General features: G+C 70.6%; 16 protein-coding genes and 1 pseudogene. 7 read left to right on the top strand and 10 right to left on the bottom strand.

Features of this window, described 5'->3' with window-relative positions; all coding sequences use genetic code 11:
- Window positions 1–4 precede the first annotated feature (4 nt).
- The 3 genes from BBK82_RS20895 (at window position 5) to BBK82_RS20885 (ending at window position 3,974) form a co-directional block, all read left to right on the top strand.
- Window positions 5–1,279, top strand: a complete 1,275-nt coding sequence (locus tag BBK82_RS20895; protein ID WP_065916509.1) for a coiled-coil domain-containing protein — start codon at window positions 5–7, stop codon at window positions 1,277–1,279.
- 245 nt (window positions 1,280–1,524) lie between these two features.
- The gene (locus BBK82_RS20890; RefSeq protein ID WP_065916508.1) at window positions 1,525–3,300 is read left to right on the top strand and encodes a 3-hydroxyacyl-CoA dehydrogenase family protein; all 1,776 of its coding nucleotides are present in this window, start codon (window positions 1,525–1,527) and stop codon (window positions 3,298–3,300) included.
- Window positions 3,301–3,350: 50 nt separating this feature from the next.
- Window positions 3,351–3,974, top strand: coding sequence for a DUF3558 family protein (locus tag BBK82_RS20885; RefSeq protein WP_065916507.1), 624 nt, complete (start codon window positions 3,351–3,353; stop codon window positions 3,972–3,974).
- On the opposite strand, the gene BBK82_RS20880 is transcribed toward BBK82_RS20885, so the two are convergent.
- Entirely contained in the window at window positions 3,971–4,174 is a 204-nt protein-coding gene (locus BBK82_RS20880; protein WP_065916506.1) for an FmdB family zinc ribbon protein, read from the bottom strand. The two genes, BBK82_RS20885 and BBK82_RS20880, sit on opposite strands and share 4 nt — an antisense overlap.
- A gap of 32 nt (window positions 4,175–4,206) precedes the next feature.
- On the opposite strand from BBK82_RS20880, the gene BBK82_RS20875 reads away from it, so the two are divergent.
- Window positions 4,207–4,503, top strand: coding sequence for a hypothetical protein (locus BBK82_RS20875; protein ID WP_065916505.1), 297 nt, complete (start codon window positions 4,207–4,209; stop codon window positions 4,501–4,503).
- Here the strand turns inward: BBK82_RS20875 and BBK82_RS20870 are convergent.
- Complete coding sequence (locus BBK82_RS20870) at window positions 4,500–5,186, bottom strand: alpha/beta fold hydrolase (protein WP_065916504.1); 687 nt, start codon at window positions 5,184–5,186, stop codon at window positions 4,500–4,502. The genes BBK82_RS20875 and BBK82_RS20870 overlap by 4 nt on opposite strands.
- Window positions 5,179–5,727: a GNAT family N-acetyltransferase gene (locus BBK82_RS20865; protein WP_065916503.1), complete on the bottom strand. Its 549-nt coding sequence runs from the start codon at window positions 5,725–5,727 to the stop codon at window positions 5,179–5,181. The genes BBK82_RS20870 and BBK82_RS20865 overlap by 8 nt, the downstream gene beginning before the upstream one ends.
- A 270-nt stretch (window positions 5,728–5,997) precedes the next feature.
- On the opposite strand from BBK82_RS20865, the gene BBK82_RS20860 reads away from it, so the two are divergent.
- The gene (locus BBK82_RS20860; protein WP_083268065.1) at window positions 5,998–7,029 is read left to right on the top strand and encodes a helix-turn-helix domain-containing protein; all 1,032 of its coding nucleotides are present in this window, start codon (window positions 5,998–6,000) and stop codon (window positions 7,027–7,029) included.
- A 31-nt stretch (window positions 7,030–7,060) separates the two neighbouring features.
- Window positions 7,061–7,420 (top strand): hypothetical protein, encoded by a 360-nt coding sequence (locus BBK82_RS20855; protein ID WP_154697408.1) that lies wholly within the window; start codon window positions 7,061–7,063, stop codon window positions 7,418–7,420.
- A 143-nt stretch (window positions 7,421–7,563) separates the two neighbouring features.
- On the opposite strand, the gene dhaM is transcribed toward BBK82_RS20855, so the two are convergent.
- The 3 genes and pseudogenes from dhaM to dhaK form a co-directional block, all read right to left on the bottom strand.
- Window positions 7,564–8,265, bottom strand: a complete 702-nt coding sequence (gene dhaM, locus BBK82_RS20850; RefSeq protein WP_065916500.1) for a dihydroxyacetone kinase phosphoryl donor subunit DhaM — start codon at window positions 8,263–8,265, stop codon at window positions 7,564–7,566.
- Window positions 8,262–8,881: pseudogene (gene dhaL, locus BBK82_RS55590) on the bottom strand (dihydroxyacetone kinase subunit DhaL). The gene dhaM and the pseudogene dhaL overlap by 4 nt, the downstream one beginning before the upstream one ends.
- A 1-nt stretch (window position 8,882) precedes the next feature.
- Window positions 8,883–9,875: a dihydroxyacetone kinase subunit DhaK gene (gene dhaK, locus BBK82_RS20840; RefSeq protein ID WP_065916499.1), complete on the bottom strand. Its 993-nt coding sequence runs from the start codon at window positions 9,873–9,875 to the stop codon at window positions 8,883–8,885.
- A 144-nt stretch (window positions 9,876–10,019) separates the two neighbouring features.
- Here dhaK and BBK82_RS20835 point away from each other — a divergent pair, with 144 nt between their 5' ends.
- Complete coding sequence (locus BBK82_RS20835; RefSeq protein ID WP_065916498.1) at window positions 10,020–11,015, top strand: ABC transporter substrate-binding protein; 996 nt, start codon at window positions 10,020–10,022, stop codon at window positions 11,013–11,015.
- Window positions 11,016–11,048: 33 nt separating this feature from the next.
- Here the strand turns inward: BBK82_RS20835 and BBK82_RS20830 are convergent, their stop codons facing one another.
- The 4 genes from BBK82_RS20830 to BBK82_RS20815 form a co-directional block, all read right to left on the bottom strand.
- Entirely contained in the window at window positions 11,049–12,554 is a 1,506-nt protein-coding gene (locus tag BBK82_RS20830; RefSeq protein ID WP_065916497.1) for an aldehyde dehydrogenase family protein, read from the bottom strand.
- A 112-nt stretch (window positions 12,555–12,666) separates the two neighbouring features.
- Entirely contained in the window at window positions 12,667–13,680 is a 1,014-nt protein-coding gene (locus BBK82_RS20825; protein ID WP_170067941.1) for a hypothetical protein, read from the bottom strand.
- A gap of 240 nt (window positions 13,681–13,920) precedes the next feature.
- A complete protein-coding gene (locus BBK82_RS20820) occupies window positions 13,921–14,157 on the bottom strand; it encodes a hypothetical protein (protein ID WP_065916495.1) in 237 nt (78 codons plus the stop codon).
- Window positions 14,158–14,168: 11 nt separating this feature from the next.
- Window positions 14,169–15,860 carry a sodium:solute symporter family protein gene (locus BBK82_RS20815; RefSeq protein ID WP_065916494.1) on the bottom strand — a complete coding sequence of 564 codons (1,692 nt, stop codon included), beginning with the start codon at window positions 15,858–15,860 and terminating at the stop codon, window positions 14,169–14,171.
- Between the last annotated feature and the right edge of the window lie 67 nt (window positions 15,861–15,927).

The following is a 15,927-nucleotide window of genomic DNA, read 5'->3' as shown; positions in this document are numbered from 1 at the left end:
GGGCATGGGCCCCCTCGCCGACGACCGTGACCTCGTCCCACTGGGATCCGGATTCGACATCGTCAAGCGCGGTTACGACCGCGCCCAGGTCGAGGACCACCTCGAACGCCTCGACTCGGACCTGCGGCTGCTGGCCGCCGACCGCGATGCCGCCGTCTCCCAGACGTCCGACCTCGCGCGCCAGCTGGAGGCCGCCCGCTCGGAGATGACCGAGCTGCGCAACCAGGTGGAGCGGTTGTCGCTGCCGCCGACGACGCTGGAGGGGCTTTCCGAGCGCCTCCAGCGCATGTTGCGGCTGGCGCAGGACGAGGCGAACGAGATCAAGGCCCGTGCCGAAGCGGAAGGCGGGCACATCCGCGCCAAGGCGGAAGCCGACGCGGGTGTGCTCCGCCAGCGCTACGAGAAGCTGATCCAGGAGCTCGACGAGCGCCGCGCGGCCATGGAGGCCGAGCACAAGGGCGTTCTCGAGACGGCGCGCGCCGAGGCCGAGAAGATCGTCTCCGAGGCGGAGGCCTCCGCCCGCAAGATCGCCGACGAGTCCGAGCAGCGCCGCGTGACCGTCGAGGAGGACTTCGAGATCGCGATGGCCGCCCGCCGCACGGAGGCCATGGCCACGCTGGCCACCCAGGAGGCGAACTCCAAGGCGGAGATCGACCGCAGGATGCGCGAGGTCACCGAGGAGGCCACGAGGATCCGGGCCGCCGTGGCACAGGAGCAGGCGAACTCCAAGGCCGAAGCCGAACGCCGCGTGCGCGAGGCCACCGAGGAGGCCAACCGCCGCCGCCACGACGCGGTCACCGAGGCGACCGCCCGCATCCAGGAGGCCACGGACGAGGCGAACCGCCGCGTGCGCGAGGCCACCGAGGAGGCGAACCGCCGCACCACGGCCGCGAGCCAGCGCGTGGACCAGCTCCGCAACCTGCGCAACCGCCTGTCGCACCAGCTGCACGGCGTGCGGGCGGCGTTGCAGGACGTCGTGCCGCTGCTCGACCCGCTCGAGGCCGAGGCCGAGCCGGCCGCGGTGCAGACCACGCACGCTCCCGCCGCGCCTGCTCCGGCACCCGCGGCCGTCGCACCCCAGGCTCCTCAGCAGGCCCAGGCTCCCGCGCCGACGCAGGCCGCGCAGCCGCAGGCCGTTCCGCAGCCCCCTGCCACGCCCGCACCGGCCGCACAGCAGGCACCGGCCAAGCCCGCGCAGGCGAAGCAGGCACCGCAGCCGGCCCAGGTGGACGGGCCGACGAAGAAGATCACGCGTCCGCAACCGGCGAAGAAGTCCTGACAGCGCACCGTCGCTGACAGCGGCCGCGGCTCCCACGGAGTCGCGGCCGTTCCTCGTTCGGAGCACAAAACCGTTGCGCCGATAGGGGTTCTGAGACTTAGGGGTCTGTTCTAGTCGATTGCCAGATCGATAACTGTTTCGATCCTGATGGCGAAGCTCACGGCGCCCGTTCACGCCGGGAGTGGCATAGTCGCCCGCAAGTTACTCCTTGGTAGCCCACGCTTTACCCCGCAGGGAGGTCTGCAGTGGCGCGCGAGATCAGCACCGTCGGAGTCGTCGGCTTCGGAACCATGGGCGCGGGCATCGTGGAGGTGCTCGCCCGCACCGGGCTGGCGGTGAGGGTGGTGGACGTCGACGCGGCCGGCCTCGAACGCGGCCTCGGACACCTCGAGCACTCGACCACCAGGGCCGTGCGCCGGGAGAAGCTGACCGAGGACGAGAAGACCGCGCTGCTCGGCCGGGTCACGACCTCGCTGGCGCTCGCGGACCTCGCCGACTGCGACCTGGTGGTCGAGGCGGTGCCGGAGAGCATCGAGCTCAAGGCGGGCATCTTCCGCGAGCTCGACCAGATCCTGAAGCCGGAGGCGGTCATCGCCTCCAACACCTCCTCGCTGTCGATCACCGAGATCGGCGTGCACACCGGGCGGCCGGGCAAGGTCGTCGGCCTGCACTTCTTCAACCCCACGCAGGTGCTGAAGCTGGTCGAGGTCGTGCGCACGGTCGTCACCGAGCCGGACGTGATCGCCGACGTGGTCGCGTTCGCAGAACGGCTGGGCAAGTCGCCGGTCGTGATCGGCGACCGGGCCGGGTTCATCGCGAACGCCCTGCTCTTCCCGTACCTCAACCACGCGGTGAAGATGCTGGAGTCGAAGTACGCCACGCGCGAGGACCTCGACGCCGCGATGCGCTACGGCTGCGGCTACCCGATGGGCCCGCTGGCGTTGCTGGACCTCATCGGCCTGGACACCGCCTACGAGATCCTCGACACGATGTACCACCAGTCGCGCAACCGCCTGCACGCGCCGGCGCCGCTGCTGAAGCAGATGATCACGGCCGGGCTGCTGGGCCGCAAGACCGGGCGCGGCTTCTACACCTACGACGGCCCCGACTCGCCGACCGTGGTGGCCGACGCGCACACGCCGTCCACTGTGGACAGCTCGGTGCCCTCGCGCGAGGTGCGGCGGGTCGGCGTGATCGGCACCGGCACGATGGCCACCGGCATCGCCGAGGTGTTCGCCAAGCGCGGCTACGACGTGGTGCTGCGGGCCCGCGGTCTGGACAAGGCCGAGAAGGCGATCGCCGCGGTCCGCAGGTCGCTGGAGCGCGCCGTGTCGAAGGGCAAGCTCAGCGAGGCCGACCGGGACGCCGCCCTGGCGCGCATCACGCCCGCCGTGGAGTTCGTCGAGCTCGCCGACTGCGACCTGGTGGTCGAGGCGGTCGCCGAGGAGATCGGCATCAAGAAGGAGGTCTTCGCGGCGCTCGACGAGGCGTGCAAGCCCGGCGCCGTGCTCGCGACGACCACGTCCTCGCTGCCGGTCGTCGAGATCGCCGCGGCCACCTCGCGCCCGCAGGACGTCGTCGGCCTGCACTTCTTCAACCCGGCGCAGGTCATGAAGCTGGTGGAGGTCGTCGAGACGATCTCCACGGGCGCCGACGTGGTGGCCACGGCCCGCAAGATCTGCCTCGACCTCGGCAAGCACCCCGTGCACTGCGGTGACGTCGCCGGCTTCATCGTGAACGCGCTGCTCTTCCCGTACCTCAACGACGCGGTGAAGATGCTGGAGGCCCACTACGCGGAGGCCGACGACATCGACAACGCCATGAAGGTCGGCTGCGGCCTGCCGATGGGTCCGTTCGCACTGCTGGACGTCGTGGGCCTGGACGTGTCGCTGGCGATCGAGCGGACGCTGTACCTGGAGTTCCGCGAGCCCGGTTTCGCACCGGCGCCGCTGCTGGAACACCTGGTCACGGCAGGCCGGCTCGGCCGCAAGACGGGCAAGGGCTTCCGCGACTACTCGTGAGGGCTGTGCCGCTAACAGGGGCACCATGCCGGACGTGGCATGGTGGAGCCATGCGTCGACTGGTGCTCCTGTTGGCTGTCCTCTTGCTCGCGTCCGGCTGTGCCGGGAAGACGATCGAGGGCAGTCCGAAGGCGCAGGACGCCATCGACGCGGCGTCACCGTTCGACCAGGAGGCGCCGTCGTCGGAGGACCCCTCGCCGGAAGACCCCACGTCCGAGGATCCCTCCGCAGAAGACCCCGAGGACCCGGACACCGCGCCGATCGACGGTGAGGTGCAGGGCGTGTGCGCCGTGCTGAAGTGGACGGACCTGCCCTACCCCGGCGCGAAGCCGGAGACACCGCCCACGCAGATCAACTACGACTCGACGTTCGACCAGTCGTGCCGGTGGACGACGAAGGTCGACAACGTCGAGGTAGGCGTCTCGCTGCGGTTCCGCGAGGGCAGGCAGATCACCATCGAGCGCACCACCGGCGAGTACGACGTGAACGGCCAGAAGGTCACCTACCTCGACCGCTCGGACGACCCCGAGGTGCAGCCGACGTGCGTGCTGGTCGCGCCCTACGACGGCGGCGGGCTCGGCATCATCGTGATCGACTCGACCGGCAAGTTCGGCCCGGTCTGCGAGCAGGGCCGCAAGATCGCCGAGACCATGCTGTCCCGGACTCCGAACTAGCCGCAGCAGCCGCCGCCACAACACCCGCCGCCGCCACCGCTCGGTTGCGCGGCGGTGCCGCCGATCCCGGCCATGGACAGCAGCTTCACCGTGTCCGCGTGGCCGTCGGGACAGCTCGCGGGCGCGGACGACTCGCTCATCGGGCGCTTCAGCTCAAAGGTGTCGTCGCACGTTCGGCAGCGGAACTCGTAGGTCGGCACGACCCGATTCTACGAGCGGTTACCGTGTCGCCGTGCCACGTCGTAACAGCCCCAAGCCAGAAGAACACCGACCGCTGGGCGGCGGCGTCGGCTGGGCGCGCACCGAGGTCGGTCCTGGCGGCGAGGAGTACCTGGTGCGGGCCATTTCCGGCGCGCAGGCCCAGAAGACCTACCGCTGCCCCGGCTGCGACCACGAGATCCGCCCCGGCGTCCCGCACGTGGTCGCGTGGCCCGCGCACGAGGCGGGCTCCGCGGAGGAGCGCCGCCACTGGCACCAGGGCTGCTGGGACTCGCGCGGCCGCCGCGGGCCGACCTCGAAGCGCTTCTAGATCCCCACCTGGGTGCGCCAGCGTTCGAGCCTGGCGCGGAACTCGGCCGGCTGCTCGACCGGCGGCAGGTGCCCGGCGTCCTCGATCCGCTCGCTGGTGCTGTGCTTGAGCGTCACCGCGAGCTTCGCGGCCACGGCCGGCGGCGTGAGCTGGTCGTGCTCCCCCACCAGCACGAGCGACGGCACGTCCAGCGACTCCAGCACGCCGGTCGAGTCCGGCCGCCGCGCCATCGCCCGCTGCCACCAGGCGACGTCCTCGGCGCGCTGGTCGAGGATCATGGCCCTGGTCAGCGCCTCCGCGTCGGCGGAGGCGTCCGGGCCGAGCAGGTTCGGGACCATCGAGTCGGCCAGCCAGTCGCCGACGCCCTCGCGTTCCACCCGGTCCGCCATGGCGTGCCGGTTCGCGGCCGCCTCCTCGGTGTCCGCGGTGTGCTTGGTGTCGACGAAGACCAGGCCCTTGACCCGTTCCGGCGCGATCCGCAGCAACGCCATCGCCACGTACCCGCCCATCGAGCACCCGCCGAGCACGAACTGGTCGAGGTCGTCGAGCCCGGCGAGGACGCCGCGCGCCACCGTCGTCAGGTCCGGCTCACCGCTGCCGCGCAACGACGGCGTCCGCGCGCCCGGCACGTCCCACATGCGGGCGTCGAGCGGAAAGGCGTGCAGCAGCACGAGGTCATCCATCGGTCCACTCCGGAGCCAGCACCGACCACACCTCCATGTCGTGACGCACACCGCGGTAGAGGTAGTGCTGCCGCAGCACGCCGTCCTTCGTCATGCCCAGCCGTCGTGCCACCGCGATGCTCGGTGCGTTGGCCGACGACACCACCCACTCAACCCGATGCACGCCGCGCTCGCGAACCGCCCAGTCGATGATCACCCGCGCGGCCCTGGTGACCAGGCCCCTGCCCGCCGCCGCCGGCTCCAGCCAGCACCCGGCCTCCGCCGTGCCCTGGCGCAGGTCCATGACCCGGAAGAGCACCCCGCCGACCAGCTGCCCGTCCAGCCAGATGCCGCAGATGCGCCCGGTGTCGGTCTTCGCCTTCTCCGCGTAGTTCGTGAGGTACGCCCGCGCGGCCTCGACGTCGGGCACCGCGTCGGGCAGCGCGATGTACTGCCCGATGAACTCGCGCCCGCGCTCGATGTTCGCGAAGAACTCCGGCGCGTGCCACGGCTCCAACGGCCGCAGCTCGGCGCCGTCGTCACCCAGCGGTGTGCTGAACATCCATCGCCCCCACAGCGTCAAGATCGGCCCAGGCGAACGCTACCCCGGCGCCCGCTCCGGGACCCAGCTCGGCACGGGCGTCGCGGAATTCCACCCGCCCCGCCGATTCACCGGAATTCCCGGCGCATTCAGGACCGATTCCCGGGTTGAGCTGACCGGGTGTGTTCTCCACTCCTATCCTGGGCCGCGGGGAACACCGGCACCGGCACCTGGTTGAAAGCTTGCCAAGAAACGGACGGTTGCACAAATTCCTGCCCACGGGGGCTTCTCATGGCAATTGTGATCGACACGGACGACGTCGACGCGGGTTCGGCGTTCGACCACTTCCGCGACGGTTTGTCGCGCGCTCAGGTGCCGATGGACATCCGGTGTGCGACGCCCGGCGAGTTCCACGCCCGGCACCGCTCGGTCGACCTCGGCGGCGTGAGCACGGCGTCGGTGCTGTGGCGGCCGGGCCGCTACGAGGTCGCGCGGACGTCGGCGCTGATCAGCAGGTCCGACCCCGGCGTGTACCGGGTGCTGCTCAACCTCAGCGGGACCAGCGAGTTCCTGCACCAGGGCCGCCACGCGACCCTCGGCGCCGGCGAGATGGCGCTCTTCGACACCTCCGCCCCGTTCTTCGGCCGGCGCGCACCGGGCGCGGACCGCACCGGGCGGTCGATCATGCTCACCCTGCCGCACACCGCGCTGCCGTTGCCGCCGCGGACCGTGCGCACGGCACTCGGCGCCGTCCTGCCGTCCCGGTCCGGCACGGGTGGGCTCGTGCGCGGGTTGCTCCAGGAGATCGACGTCCGGGCCGGCGCGGGCGAGATCGCCGCAGCTCACCGGCTCTCGGCGGCGTTGCTGGACGTGCTGGTCGTGCACCTGGCCGAGTGCTCCGGCACCACCAGCCCCGCCGTCCGCGAGTCGGGCGAGCGGACGACGTGGCTGCGGGTGCGGGCCTTCGTGGCGGAACGACTGGGCGACCCCGGGCTGTCACCGGAGTGCGTGGCCGCGGCCCACCACATGTCGGTGCGGACCCTGCAACGGCTGTTCTCCCACCACAACACGACGGTCGCGGGCTGGATCCGCGCCCAGCGGCTGGAACGGTGCCGGCACGACCTGCTGGACCCGCACACGGCCGCCACCTCCGTGCGCGCCATCGCCCACCACTGGGGTTTTTCCGACCAGGCCCATTTCACCCGCGCCTTCCGCACGGCCTACGGGATGACACCACTGCAATGCCGTCCGGCGGCTGGCGCGGACGGTCAACGGGTTGGCGCGCAAACGCAAGAGTTCTCCCCGCCGCCGGGCGAAGAATGAAAGAGCAGGTTTCACGTAGAGGGGGAGAAGAATGACACAGCGACTGTCGCGGACCCGGCGGGCGAGCCGGATTGCCGCGGTGCTGGCGGTTCCGCTCGCGTTGGTGCTCACCGCGACCTCCGCGCACGCGCACTACCAGGAGGCGAAGCACGGCGACGACCTCGGCTGGGTGGACGCCAACCACTGGACGATCGGCGTCTGCGACAACGAGGCCGACGGCAACGGCGTGCGCACCGAGTACCGGACCGCCGACGGCAACACCGACTACGTCGGTGACTGGAACGGCAGCGGCAACGGGTGCAACAGCGAGGTCGTCTTCGACGGCTCGTACGTGACCCAGTTCCAGGTCTGCGAGGAGACGAAGGGCTGCTCGGGCTGGAAGAACGCCTAGTGCGGTGACCACGAACCTGTCCCGCGAGGTGCCCTGCTGAGCGTCGGGAAACGCGGTGAAGATCGTGGTCACCGCACCAGGTCACCCGTCGAGTCCAGTGCCACGGGCGGAGGGTGGACGTGCACCCCTCCGCCCGTCGGCGATCAGTCGTCGAAGCCCCTTTCCGCCAGCTCCTCGATCCGCCGCACGGCCTCGCGCGCGTCCTTGCCCGTGGCCACCACCGTGATCGACTTCCCGCCCGGCGCGCTCAGGCCCATCAGGCCCAGCACGCTCGCCGCGTTCGCCTCCTCGGCGCCGTAGCGGACCACGACGTCCGCGTCGAGCTCGGCGACCGTGCGCGCCAGCAACGCCGCCGGGCGCGCGTGCAGGCCCGCCTCGTTGGTCAGCGCCACCTCGGCCGACACCGCGTCGGACACCAGGTGCAGCGCGGGCGGGACGGGCGCGACCGGTGCCTCACCGGAGGCGCCCTCGGCCGAGACGGCCACGTCGGCGAGCGACGCACCGCCCTGGGCCGTGACGGCGGCGGCCACCGCGCCCTCCACCAGCGGCGCGTCCACCACGGCGTACCGGGAGGGGTCGTCGGCCGACTCCACGGCCATCTCGGCGGTCATCTTGGCGCTGCCCAGGTCGTAGAGCAGCACGACGCCGGAACCGGAGTCCGCGTCGGCCAGCGCCTCGACCACCGAGCCGTAGTCGGTGCCGAGGCCGCCCTCCTCCGTGCCGCCGACCGGCACCACGGTCACGTCCGGCGCCATCTGCGCGGCGAGCTCCGCCACGCCGTTCGCCAGCATGTCGCTGTGCGAGACGACCACGAGCCCGACCCGCGCCGGCACGGCCGCCGTCATGCCTTGACCGCCGCATCGGCGAAGGCGCGCAACAGCAACGCCGTCGAACGGGCACCGGGATCCAGGTGCCCGGCGCTGCGGTCACCCAGGTAGGACGCACGGCCCTTGCGCGCCACCATCGCCACCGTCGACTCGGCACCCTCCGCGGCGGCGTCGGCCGCCGCGCTCAGCACCGCCGCGACGGTCCACCGCACCGGCCGCGGCGGCCACCGCGGGCGTCAACGCGTCGACCATCGTCTTGTCGCCCACCACGCCTTGCCGCGCCACCACGCCCTCCAGCGCGCCCGCAACGCCTTGGCCACCAGCTCGCCGTCCAGCTCCCGGCGTCACCGACCGCCGCGGACGCCCGCAGGAACGCCGTGCCGTAGAGCGGTCCCGCCGCGCCGCCCACCGTCGAGATCAGCGTGGTGGCGGCCAGCTTCAGCACCTTGCCCGGCGTCGCCGGCTGGTCGGCGTCCAGCCGCGCCACCAGCGCGGTGAAGCCCCTGCGCATGTTCTCGCCGTGGTCGGCGTCGCCGATCGCCTGGTCGAGCCGCACCAGCTCGTCGCGGTGCTCCCGCACGACGCCGGCGGCCAGGCGCAGCGCCGCCACCACGTCCGCGGCCGTGCACCCCACGTCAGACCCCCCACCGCAGCGCCGGGGTGTGCACGGGCGCGTCCCACAGCCCGGCCAGCTCGTCGTCGAGCTTGAGCAGCGTGAGACTCATGCCCTGCATCTCCAGACTGGTGATGTACGGGCCGACGAGCCTGCGTTCCACCGTGATCCCCCGCTCCGCCAAGTAGGCCTCCGCGATGCCGTGCGCCAGGTACAGCTCGATCAACGGCGTGCCGCCCATGCCGTTGGTGAACAGCAGCACGCGGTCGCCCTCCGCGAACGGCAGGTCGGCCACGACCGGGTCGAGCAACGCGGCCACCATCTCAGCTGCCGAGCCGACCGGCACCCGCTGGCGGCCGGGCTCGCCGTGGATGCCGATGCCGATCTCCATCTCGTCCTCGGCCAGCTCGAAGCTCGGCGTGCCGACGTGCGGCACGGTGCACGAGGTGAGCGCGAGGCCCATCGACCGCACCGAGGCGTTCACCCGGTTCGCCAGCGCCTCGCACGCCGCCAGGTCCGCGCCCCGCTCGGCCGCCGCGCCGACGATCTTCTCGACCAGCACGGTGCCGCCGACCCCGCGCCGCCCGGCCGTGTACAGCGAGTCCTGCACCGCCACGTCGTCGTCGATCACCACCGACCGCACCTCGGACTCGGCGAGCTCCCCGGCCATCTCGAAGTTCATGACGTCGCCGGTGTAGTTCTTCACCAGCAGCAACGCCCCGGCGCCGCCGTCGGTCGCCTCCACCGCCGCGGCGACCTGGTCGGGCGTGGGCGAGGTGAAGACCGCGCCGGGACAGGCGGCGTCGAGCATGCCGCGCCCGACGAACCCGCCGTGCAACGGCTCGTGCCCGGACCCACCTCCGGAGATGATCGCGACCTTGCCCCGCACCGGTGCGTCCGCACGGGTGATGACGGCCGGGTCGTACCGGACCGACAGCAGATCGGGATGGGCGGCCTGCATCCCCCGCAGCGCGTCCTGCACCACGGTCTCCGGATCATTGATGATCTTCTTCATCCCAACACCCTCCCGATCGGCGGCGACCGTGTTCCTTCTTACTCCGCGGGTCTGACACTCGGAACGACCCGACGACCCGGTGTACGTTAGGTCGCCCTAATTCCCGCAGGTCAGAGTCACTGCTCGTAGTGGAGGAACAACGTCGTGTCGAAGAGAGCAGCGCTGCTCGTCGCAGTGGCCCTCGCGGTCACCGGTTGCAGCTCCAGCACGCCCGACCAGCCGTCCGTGGCGCAGGGAGGCGCGGACTTCGGCAAGGCGACCCAGCTGAGCGACGGCTTCGGCACCACCGCGAAGCCCGGCGAGTTCCCCCGCACGGTCAAGCACGCGATGGGCGAGACCACGATCGAGAAGAAGCCGGAGCGGGTCGTCGTGCTCGACACCGGCGAGCTCGACAACGTGGCCGCGCTGGGCATCAAGCCGGTCGGCATCGCCTACACCGACGGCTCGCCGACCATGCCGTCCTACATCGGCGAGAAGGGCGGCACGCCGGAGAACGTCGGCACGATCAACAACCTCAACCTCGAGGCGATCACCAAGCTGGACCCGGACCTGATCCTCGGCTCGAAGCTGCGCGCGGAGGCCCTCTACCCGAAGCTCGCCGCCATCGCGCCCACCGTGTTCTCGGTGCGCCCCGGCTACGTGTGGAAGGAGAACTTCCTCCTCAACGCCGTCGCGCTCGACCGCCAGGCCGACGCCGCGAAGATGCTCGAGGACTACACGACCAAGGCGACCGAGACCGGCAACGCGATCGAGAAGAAGCTCGGCGTGCGCCCGACGGTGACCGCGCTGCGGTTCATGCCGGGCCGGATCCGCCTGTACGCCAAGAAGTCGTTCATCGGCACGATCCTGATCGACGCCAAGATCCCGCAGCCGAGCCCGTCCCAGGTGGACGACCTGGCCGCGGAGGTGAGCGCCGAGCAGGTCAGCCAGGCCGACGCCGACCTGCTCATCTACTCGACCTACGGCGACCCGGCCAAGACCGCGCAGGGCGCCGTGCTCGGCGGTCCGCTGTGGAGCGGCCTCAACGCGGTGAAGGGCGGCAAGGCCAAGCCGGTCGCCGACGAGACCTACTTCCTCGGCCTCGGCGTGCTGGCCGCGAACGTGGTCCTCGACGACCTCAAGAAGCAGGCAGGCGCCTGACGGACGCCCGGCGCGCGGGTGCTCCTCCGGTCCTCAGCGGCCGAAGAGCATCCGCGCGAGGCGCAGCATCTGCTTGCCCGCGAGCGACGAGCGGTCGAACGTCGTCATGTCGAGCACGGCCTTGAAGCGCTGCCTGGTCACGGCCTTGGCGTAGGCGAACTCGCGCAGCCCGTCCTCGCCGTGGATGCGCCCGAACCCGGAGTCGCCCACCCCGCCGAACGGCAGTCCCGGCACCGCCGCGTAGGTCAGCACCGAGTTGACCGACACCATGCCGACCCGCAGCTCCCGCGCCAGCTCCTCGCCGCGCGACTTCGAGAACACCGCGGCGCCCAGCCCGTACTTCGACTGGTTCGCGAGCCGCACGCCCTCCAGCGCGTTCGGCACCCGGTTGATCACCAGGGTCGGCCCGAACGTCTCCTCGGTGACCGCCAGCGAGTCCTCCGGCACCTCGGTCAGCACCACCGGCTCCACGTACGGCGGCCGGATCGACTCAGGACCACCGACGAGCGCCTTGCCACCGCGGTCCAGCGCGTCCCGCACGTGCTCGCGGATGATCTCCACCTGCGACGGCATGGTGATCGGGCCGAGGTTCGCGTTCGGCTCGCCGCCCGGCTTGAGCTTGCGCGCCCTCTTCACCGCGATCTCGATGAACTGGTCGGCTACCTCCTCAGCGACGTACACGCGCTCGACGCCCGCGCACGTCTGGCCGGCGTTCGACACCGCGCCCCAGATCGCCGCCTCGGCGGCCGCGTGCAGGTCGGCGTCGGAGTCGACGATCAGCGCGTCCTTGCCGCCGCACTCGACCAGCACCGGCGTCAGCGTCGTGGCGCACGCGGCCATGACCTTCTTGCCCGTGCGCGTCGAGCCGGTGAACGCGACCTTGTCGACACCGGCCGCGCACAGCGCCGCACCGGTCTCACCGAAGCCGGTGACCACCTGGAACACCGGGTACTCCGGCACGGCCTCGGTGAAGGTCGAGGCGAGGAACGTGCCCACACCCGGCGTGAACTCCGACGGCTTGAACACCACGGCGTTGCCGGCGGCCAGCGCGTAGGAGATCGAGCCCATCGGCGTGTGCGCCGGGTAGTTCCACGGCCCGATCACGCCGATCACGCCCAGCGGCCGGTACTCCACCGACGCGGTGTGGTTGAACATCAACATGCCCGACGAGACCCTGCGCTTGCCGAGCACCCGGCCGGCCTGCCGCGACGCCCAGTGCAGGTGGTCCATGACCAGCGCGATCTCGACCCGCGAGTCGTCGGCGGGCTTGCCGGTCTCCGAGCTGATCAGCGCGACGAACTCGTCCGCGCGCTGCGAGAGGATCTTGCGCCAGGCGTCCAGCTTGGTCTTGCGCCCCTCGAAACCGAGGCCCGCCCACCACGCGGCGGCCTCGCGGGCGGAGGACACGGCGTCCTCGACCTCGGCCGCGGTGTGGACCGGGTGGTGGGCCACGACCTCGCCGGTGCGCGGGTCCAGCGAGGCGAACCGCCGCTGCTCGCCATCGGCCGACAGCGCGCTGTCCGGAGCGGTCTGCGTCATGGGGCCCTCCTGATACTCGCCAGTAACCTGACCCTAACGCGATCTGGAGGAAGTTTCAGCCCCCGCGCGGAGCCGTGGGGCCCATGTCAGGTCACAACCGTAGTGGTGCGTGTCACGCCTTCGGCAACTTGGGCAGTGTGGCCTTCGCGATGGCCGCCGCGACCTGGCAGCGGTCGAACTCCTTGTCCTTGACGCCCGCCGCGGAGAACTGCGCCACCTCGCCGTTGTTGTTCGAGTCCTTCGTGCGCACGACGGTCACGTCGCAGGTGGGGAACGGGCCCTCCTTGAGAACCGCGTAGCCCTTCACGCCGCCACCGAGGTCGACCTCGGTCTGCTTGTCGTTGAACTTGTTGTCCGCCGGGATGCGCAGCGTCTTGAACTCGAGCTGCGCCTGCGCCCTCTGGCCGCTCCACGTGCACGTGTGCAGGCCGAACGCCTGCGAGCGCGGCGAGGCGCCGAGCGGGTTCGCCAGGTCGGCCTTCTCGACGACCGTGCACGGGTCGACCTCGACCGGCGAGCCCTTCGGCGGGCTGTAGCGCTGCGGGTTGCCCTTGAGCTTGCGGATCGCGCCCTCGGCCACCTTGCGGCCCGGCTCGCACGGCTCCGCGCCGTCGCTGCCCGTGCCGATCTGCACGCGCACGGCCTGCGGCGGGTTCTCCTGCGTGATGACCGAGATGAAGCACGCCGAGCTGTTGAGCTTCTGCTCGGCGCTCTTCAGCCCGGCGAGCTGCTTGGTCGCCTTCTGCACCTCACTCGACAGCAGCGTGTAGCCGAGGTCCAGCGTGATGTTGAGCGTCTTGCCCGACTTGTCCTTCATGTAGTTCGAGCAGCGGGTGTACGAGCTGCTCGAGTAGCGCGACGGCGCGCCGACCGTCTCCAGCACGTCCCTGCCGATCACCGCGCACGGGTCGACCAGGCGCAGGCGCTCGGCCGCGAACGCCGGGTCGGCCGGCCTGTTCACCGGCGCGGACGACTTCACCGACGGGTCGGTCGAGGTCGTCGCCTCCGCGCCGGCGGGCACGGTGCGGCGCTCGGAGTGGGTCTTCGCGAGACCGGGACCGGTGGCGCATCCGGCCAGCAGCAGCGCGGCGGCGGCGAGCAGCGCCGTGGCACGAAAACGAAGCACGACGTGCACGTTAGCGACCTTTGCGGGCGTTCGTGGCCGGTACCCCGCGTTGCCGCGGCATTGAGACCGTGGTTGAGGTCACTGTGCGCTACGGGAACGATTCAGAAGATCAATTCGCTGTACCAGGTGAAGACCCCGACCAAGAGGAGAGATGTGCGAAACCGAATTCGCCGCGCAGTCAACTGGCTCGACGCGTGGACGATCGAGGCCTTCAACCCGGTCTACCCCGGCCGCTCCCGGTCATAGCTCCTTGAGCGGCTCCTTCTCCGTGTCCGCGAACTGAGGCCGCAGCATCGCCCACGCGGCGAACAACGCCGCGACGGCCACCATGGCGATGCCGGCCCACAGGTTGATGTTGACCCCTTCCGCCTTGTCGAGGTCCGCGGGTGACGTGAACGCGAGACCCATGACGACCAGTACGACGCCGTACAGGCCGAAGAGGAAAGCGATGATCAGTCGCAGGTCGAACAACCTCATGACGGCCTCCCTCAGCCGAAGACGATGTAGAGCACGGTCGTCAGCGCGAGCACTCCACCGCCGAGCAGGGCGGGCGAGCGGTACCAGCCCGCGTCCTCGCCGGTGGTGGAGTGCGCCCGGTCCTCCTTGGGCGTCAGGCTGTAGACCAGCCCCGCCAGCTCGCTGTCCGGCTTCGGCCGCGTGACGAGGCTGACCGCCACGGAGACCACGATGTCCACCACGAACGCGAGACCCGCACCGAGGAAGCTCGCGCCCTGACCGGGCAGCTCCAGCAGCTCGATGCCGAACGACGGCTCCGAGATCACGTAGATGAAGATCGCCGTGAACGTGCCGGCGAGCAGACCCACCCAGCCCGCGGTGGGCGTCATCCGCTTCCAGAACATGCCGAGGATGAACGTCGCGAACAGCGGCGCGTTGAAGAACGAGAACAGCGCCTGGATGTAGTCCATGATGTTGGACCCGCCGAGCGCGGCCGCGATGAACGCCGTGCCGATCGCGAGCACGCACGCGCCGACGGTGGCCAGGCGCCCGATCCGCAGGTAGTACTCGTCCGGCCGGTCCTTCTTGATGTAGTCCTGCCACAGGTCGTAGGTGAAGACCGTGTTGAACGAGCTGACGTTCGCCGCGACACCGGCCATGAAGCTCGCCAGCAGACCCGTGATCGCGATGCCGAGGATGCCGTTGGGCAGCAGGTCGCGCATCAGCAGCGGCAGCACGTTGTTGTAGCCCACGCCACTGCTCGTGTCGCCGGCCTTGAGCTGCGCCATCTCCGGCACGACCACCGCGGCGATGATGCCGGGGATGATGATGACCGCGGGGATGAGCGCCTTGGGGTACGCGCCGATGATCGGCGTGCGCTTGGCCGCCGACATCGACTTCGCGCTCATCGCGCGCTGCACCTCGGCGAAGTTCGTCGTCCAGTACCCGAACGACAGCACGAACCCGAGACCGAACACCAGGCCGACGACACTCCACACAGGACTGTTGATGCCGGTGAGTTCGGTGGCGGGCCAGGCGGACAGCTGCTCCTGATCGGTCACCTTGTCGACCAGCCCCTGCCAGCCCCCGACCTTGATCAGGCCGAGGATCGTGATCGGCGCGAGCGCGGCCACGATCACGAAGAACTGCAGCACCTCGTTGTAGATGGCGGCACTCAGCCCGCCGAGCGTGGTGTACGCGAGCACGACCATCGCCGCGACCACGATCGACACCGGCAACGGCCACCCGAGCAGCGCGTCGATGATCACCGCGAGCGCGAACAGGTTGATGCCGGCGATCAGGATCTGCGCCACCGCGAAGCTGATCGCGTTGACGAGGTGCGCCGGCTTGCCGAACCGCCGGCGCATGAACTCCGGAACGCTGCGCACCTTCGAGCCGTAGTAGAACGGCATCATCACCAGACCGAGGAACACCATCGCCGGGATGGCACCGATCCAGTAGTAGTGCACGGTCGCCATGCCGTACTGCGCGCCGTTCGCGGTCATGCCCATCAGCTCGAGCGCACCGAGGTTCGCGCTGATGAACGCGAGCCCCGTGACCCACGCCGGCAACGACCGCCCGGACAGCAGGAAGTCGAGGCTGGAGGAGACGGATCGCCGTGCCATCAGGCCGATGCCGAGCACCACGATGAAGTAGATGACGAGCAACGCGTAGTCGATCGGTCCCGCATCGAGCCGCAGGTCCGCCTCGGCCATCACCGACACCGTCCACCTCCCAAAATCGGACAAAGTCGAACATGAACGACCAGGAGGCAACGCTACTCCAGGTGCG

Origin of the sequence: Lentzea guizhouensis, from assembly GCF_001701025.1 — a bacterium.
Lineage (GTDB): Bacteria > Actinomycetota > Actinomycetes > Mycobacteriales > Pseudonocardiaceae > Lentzea > Lentzea guizhouensis.
This window is presented reverse-complemented; position numbering and strand designations above follow the sequence as displayed.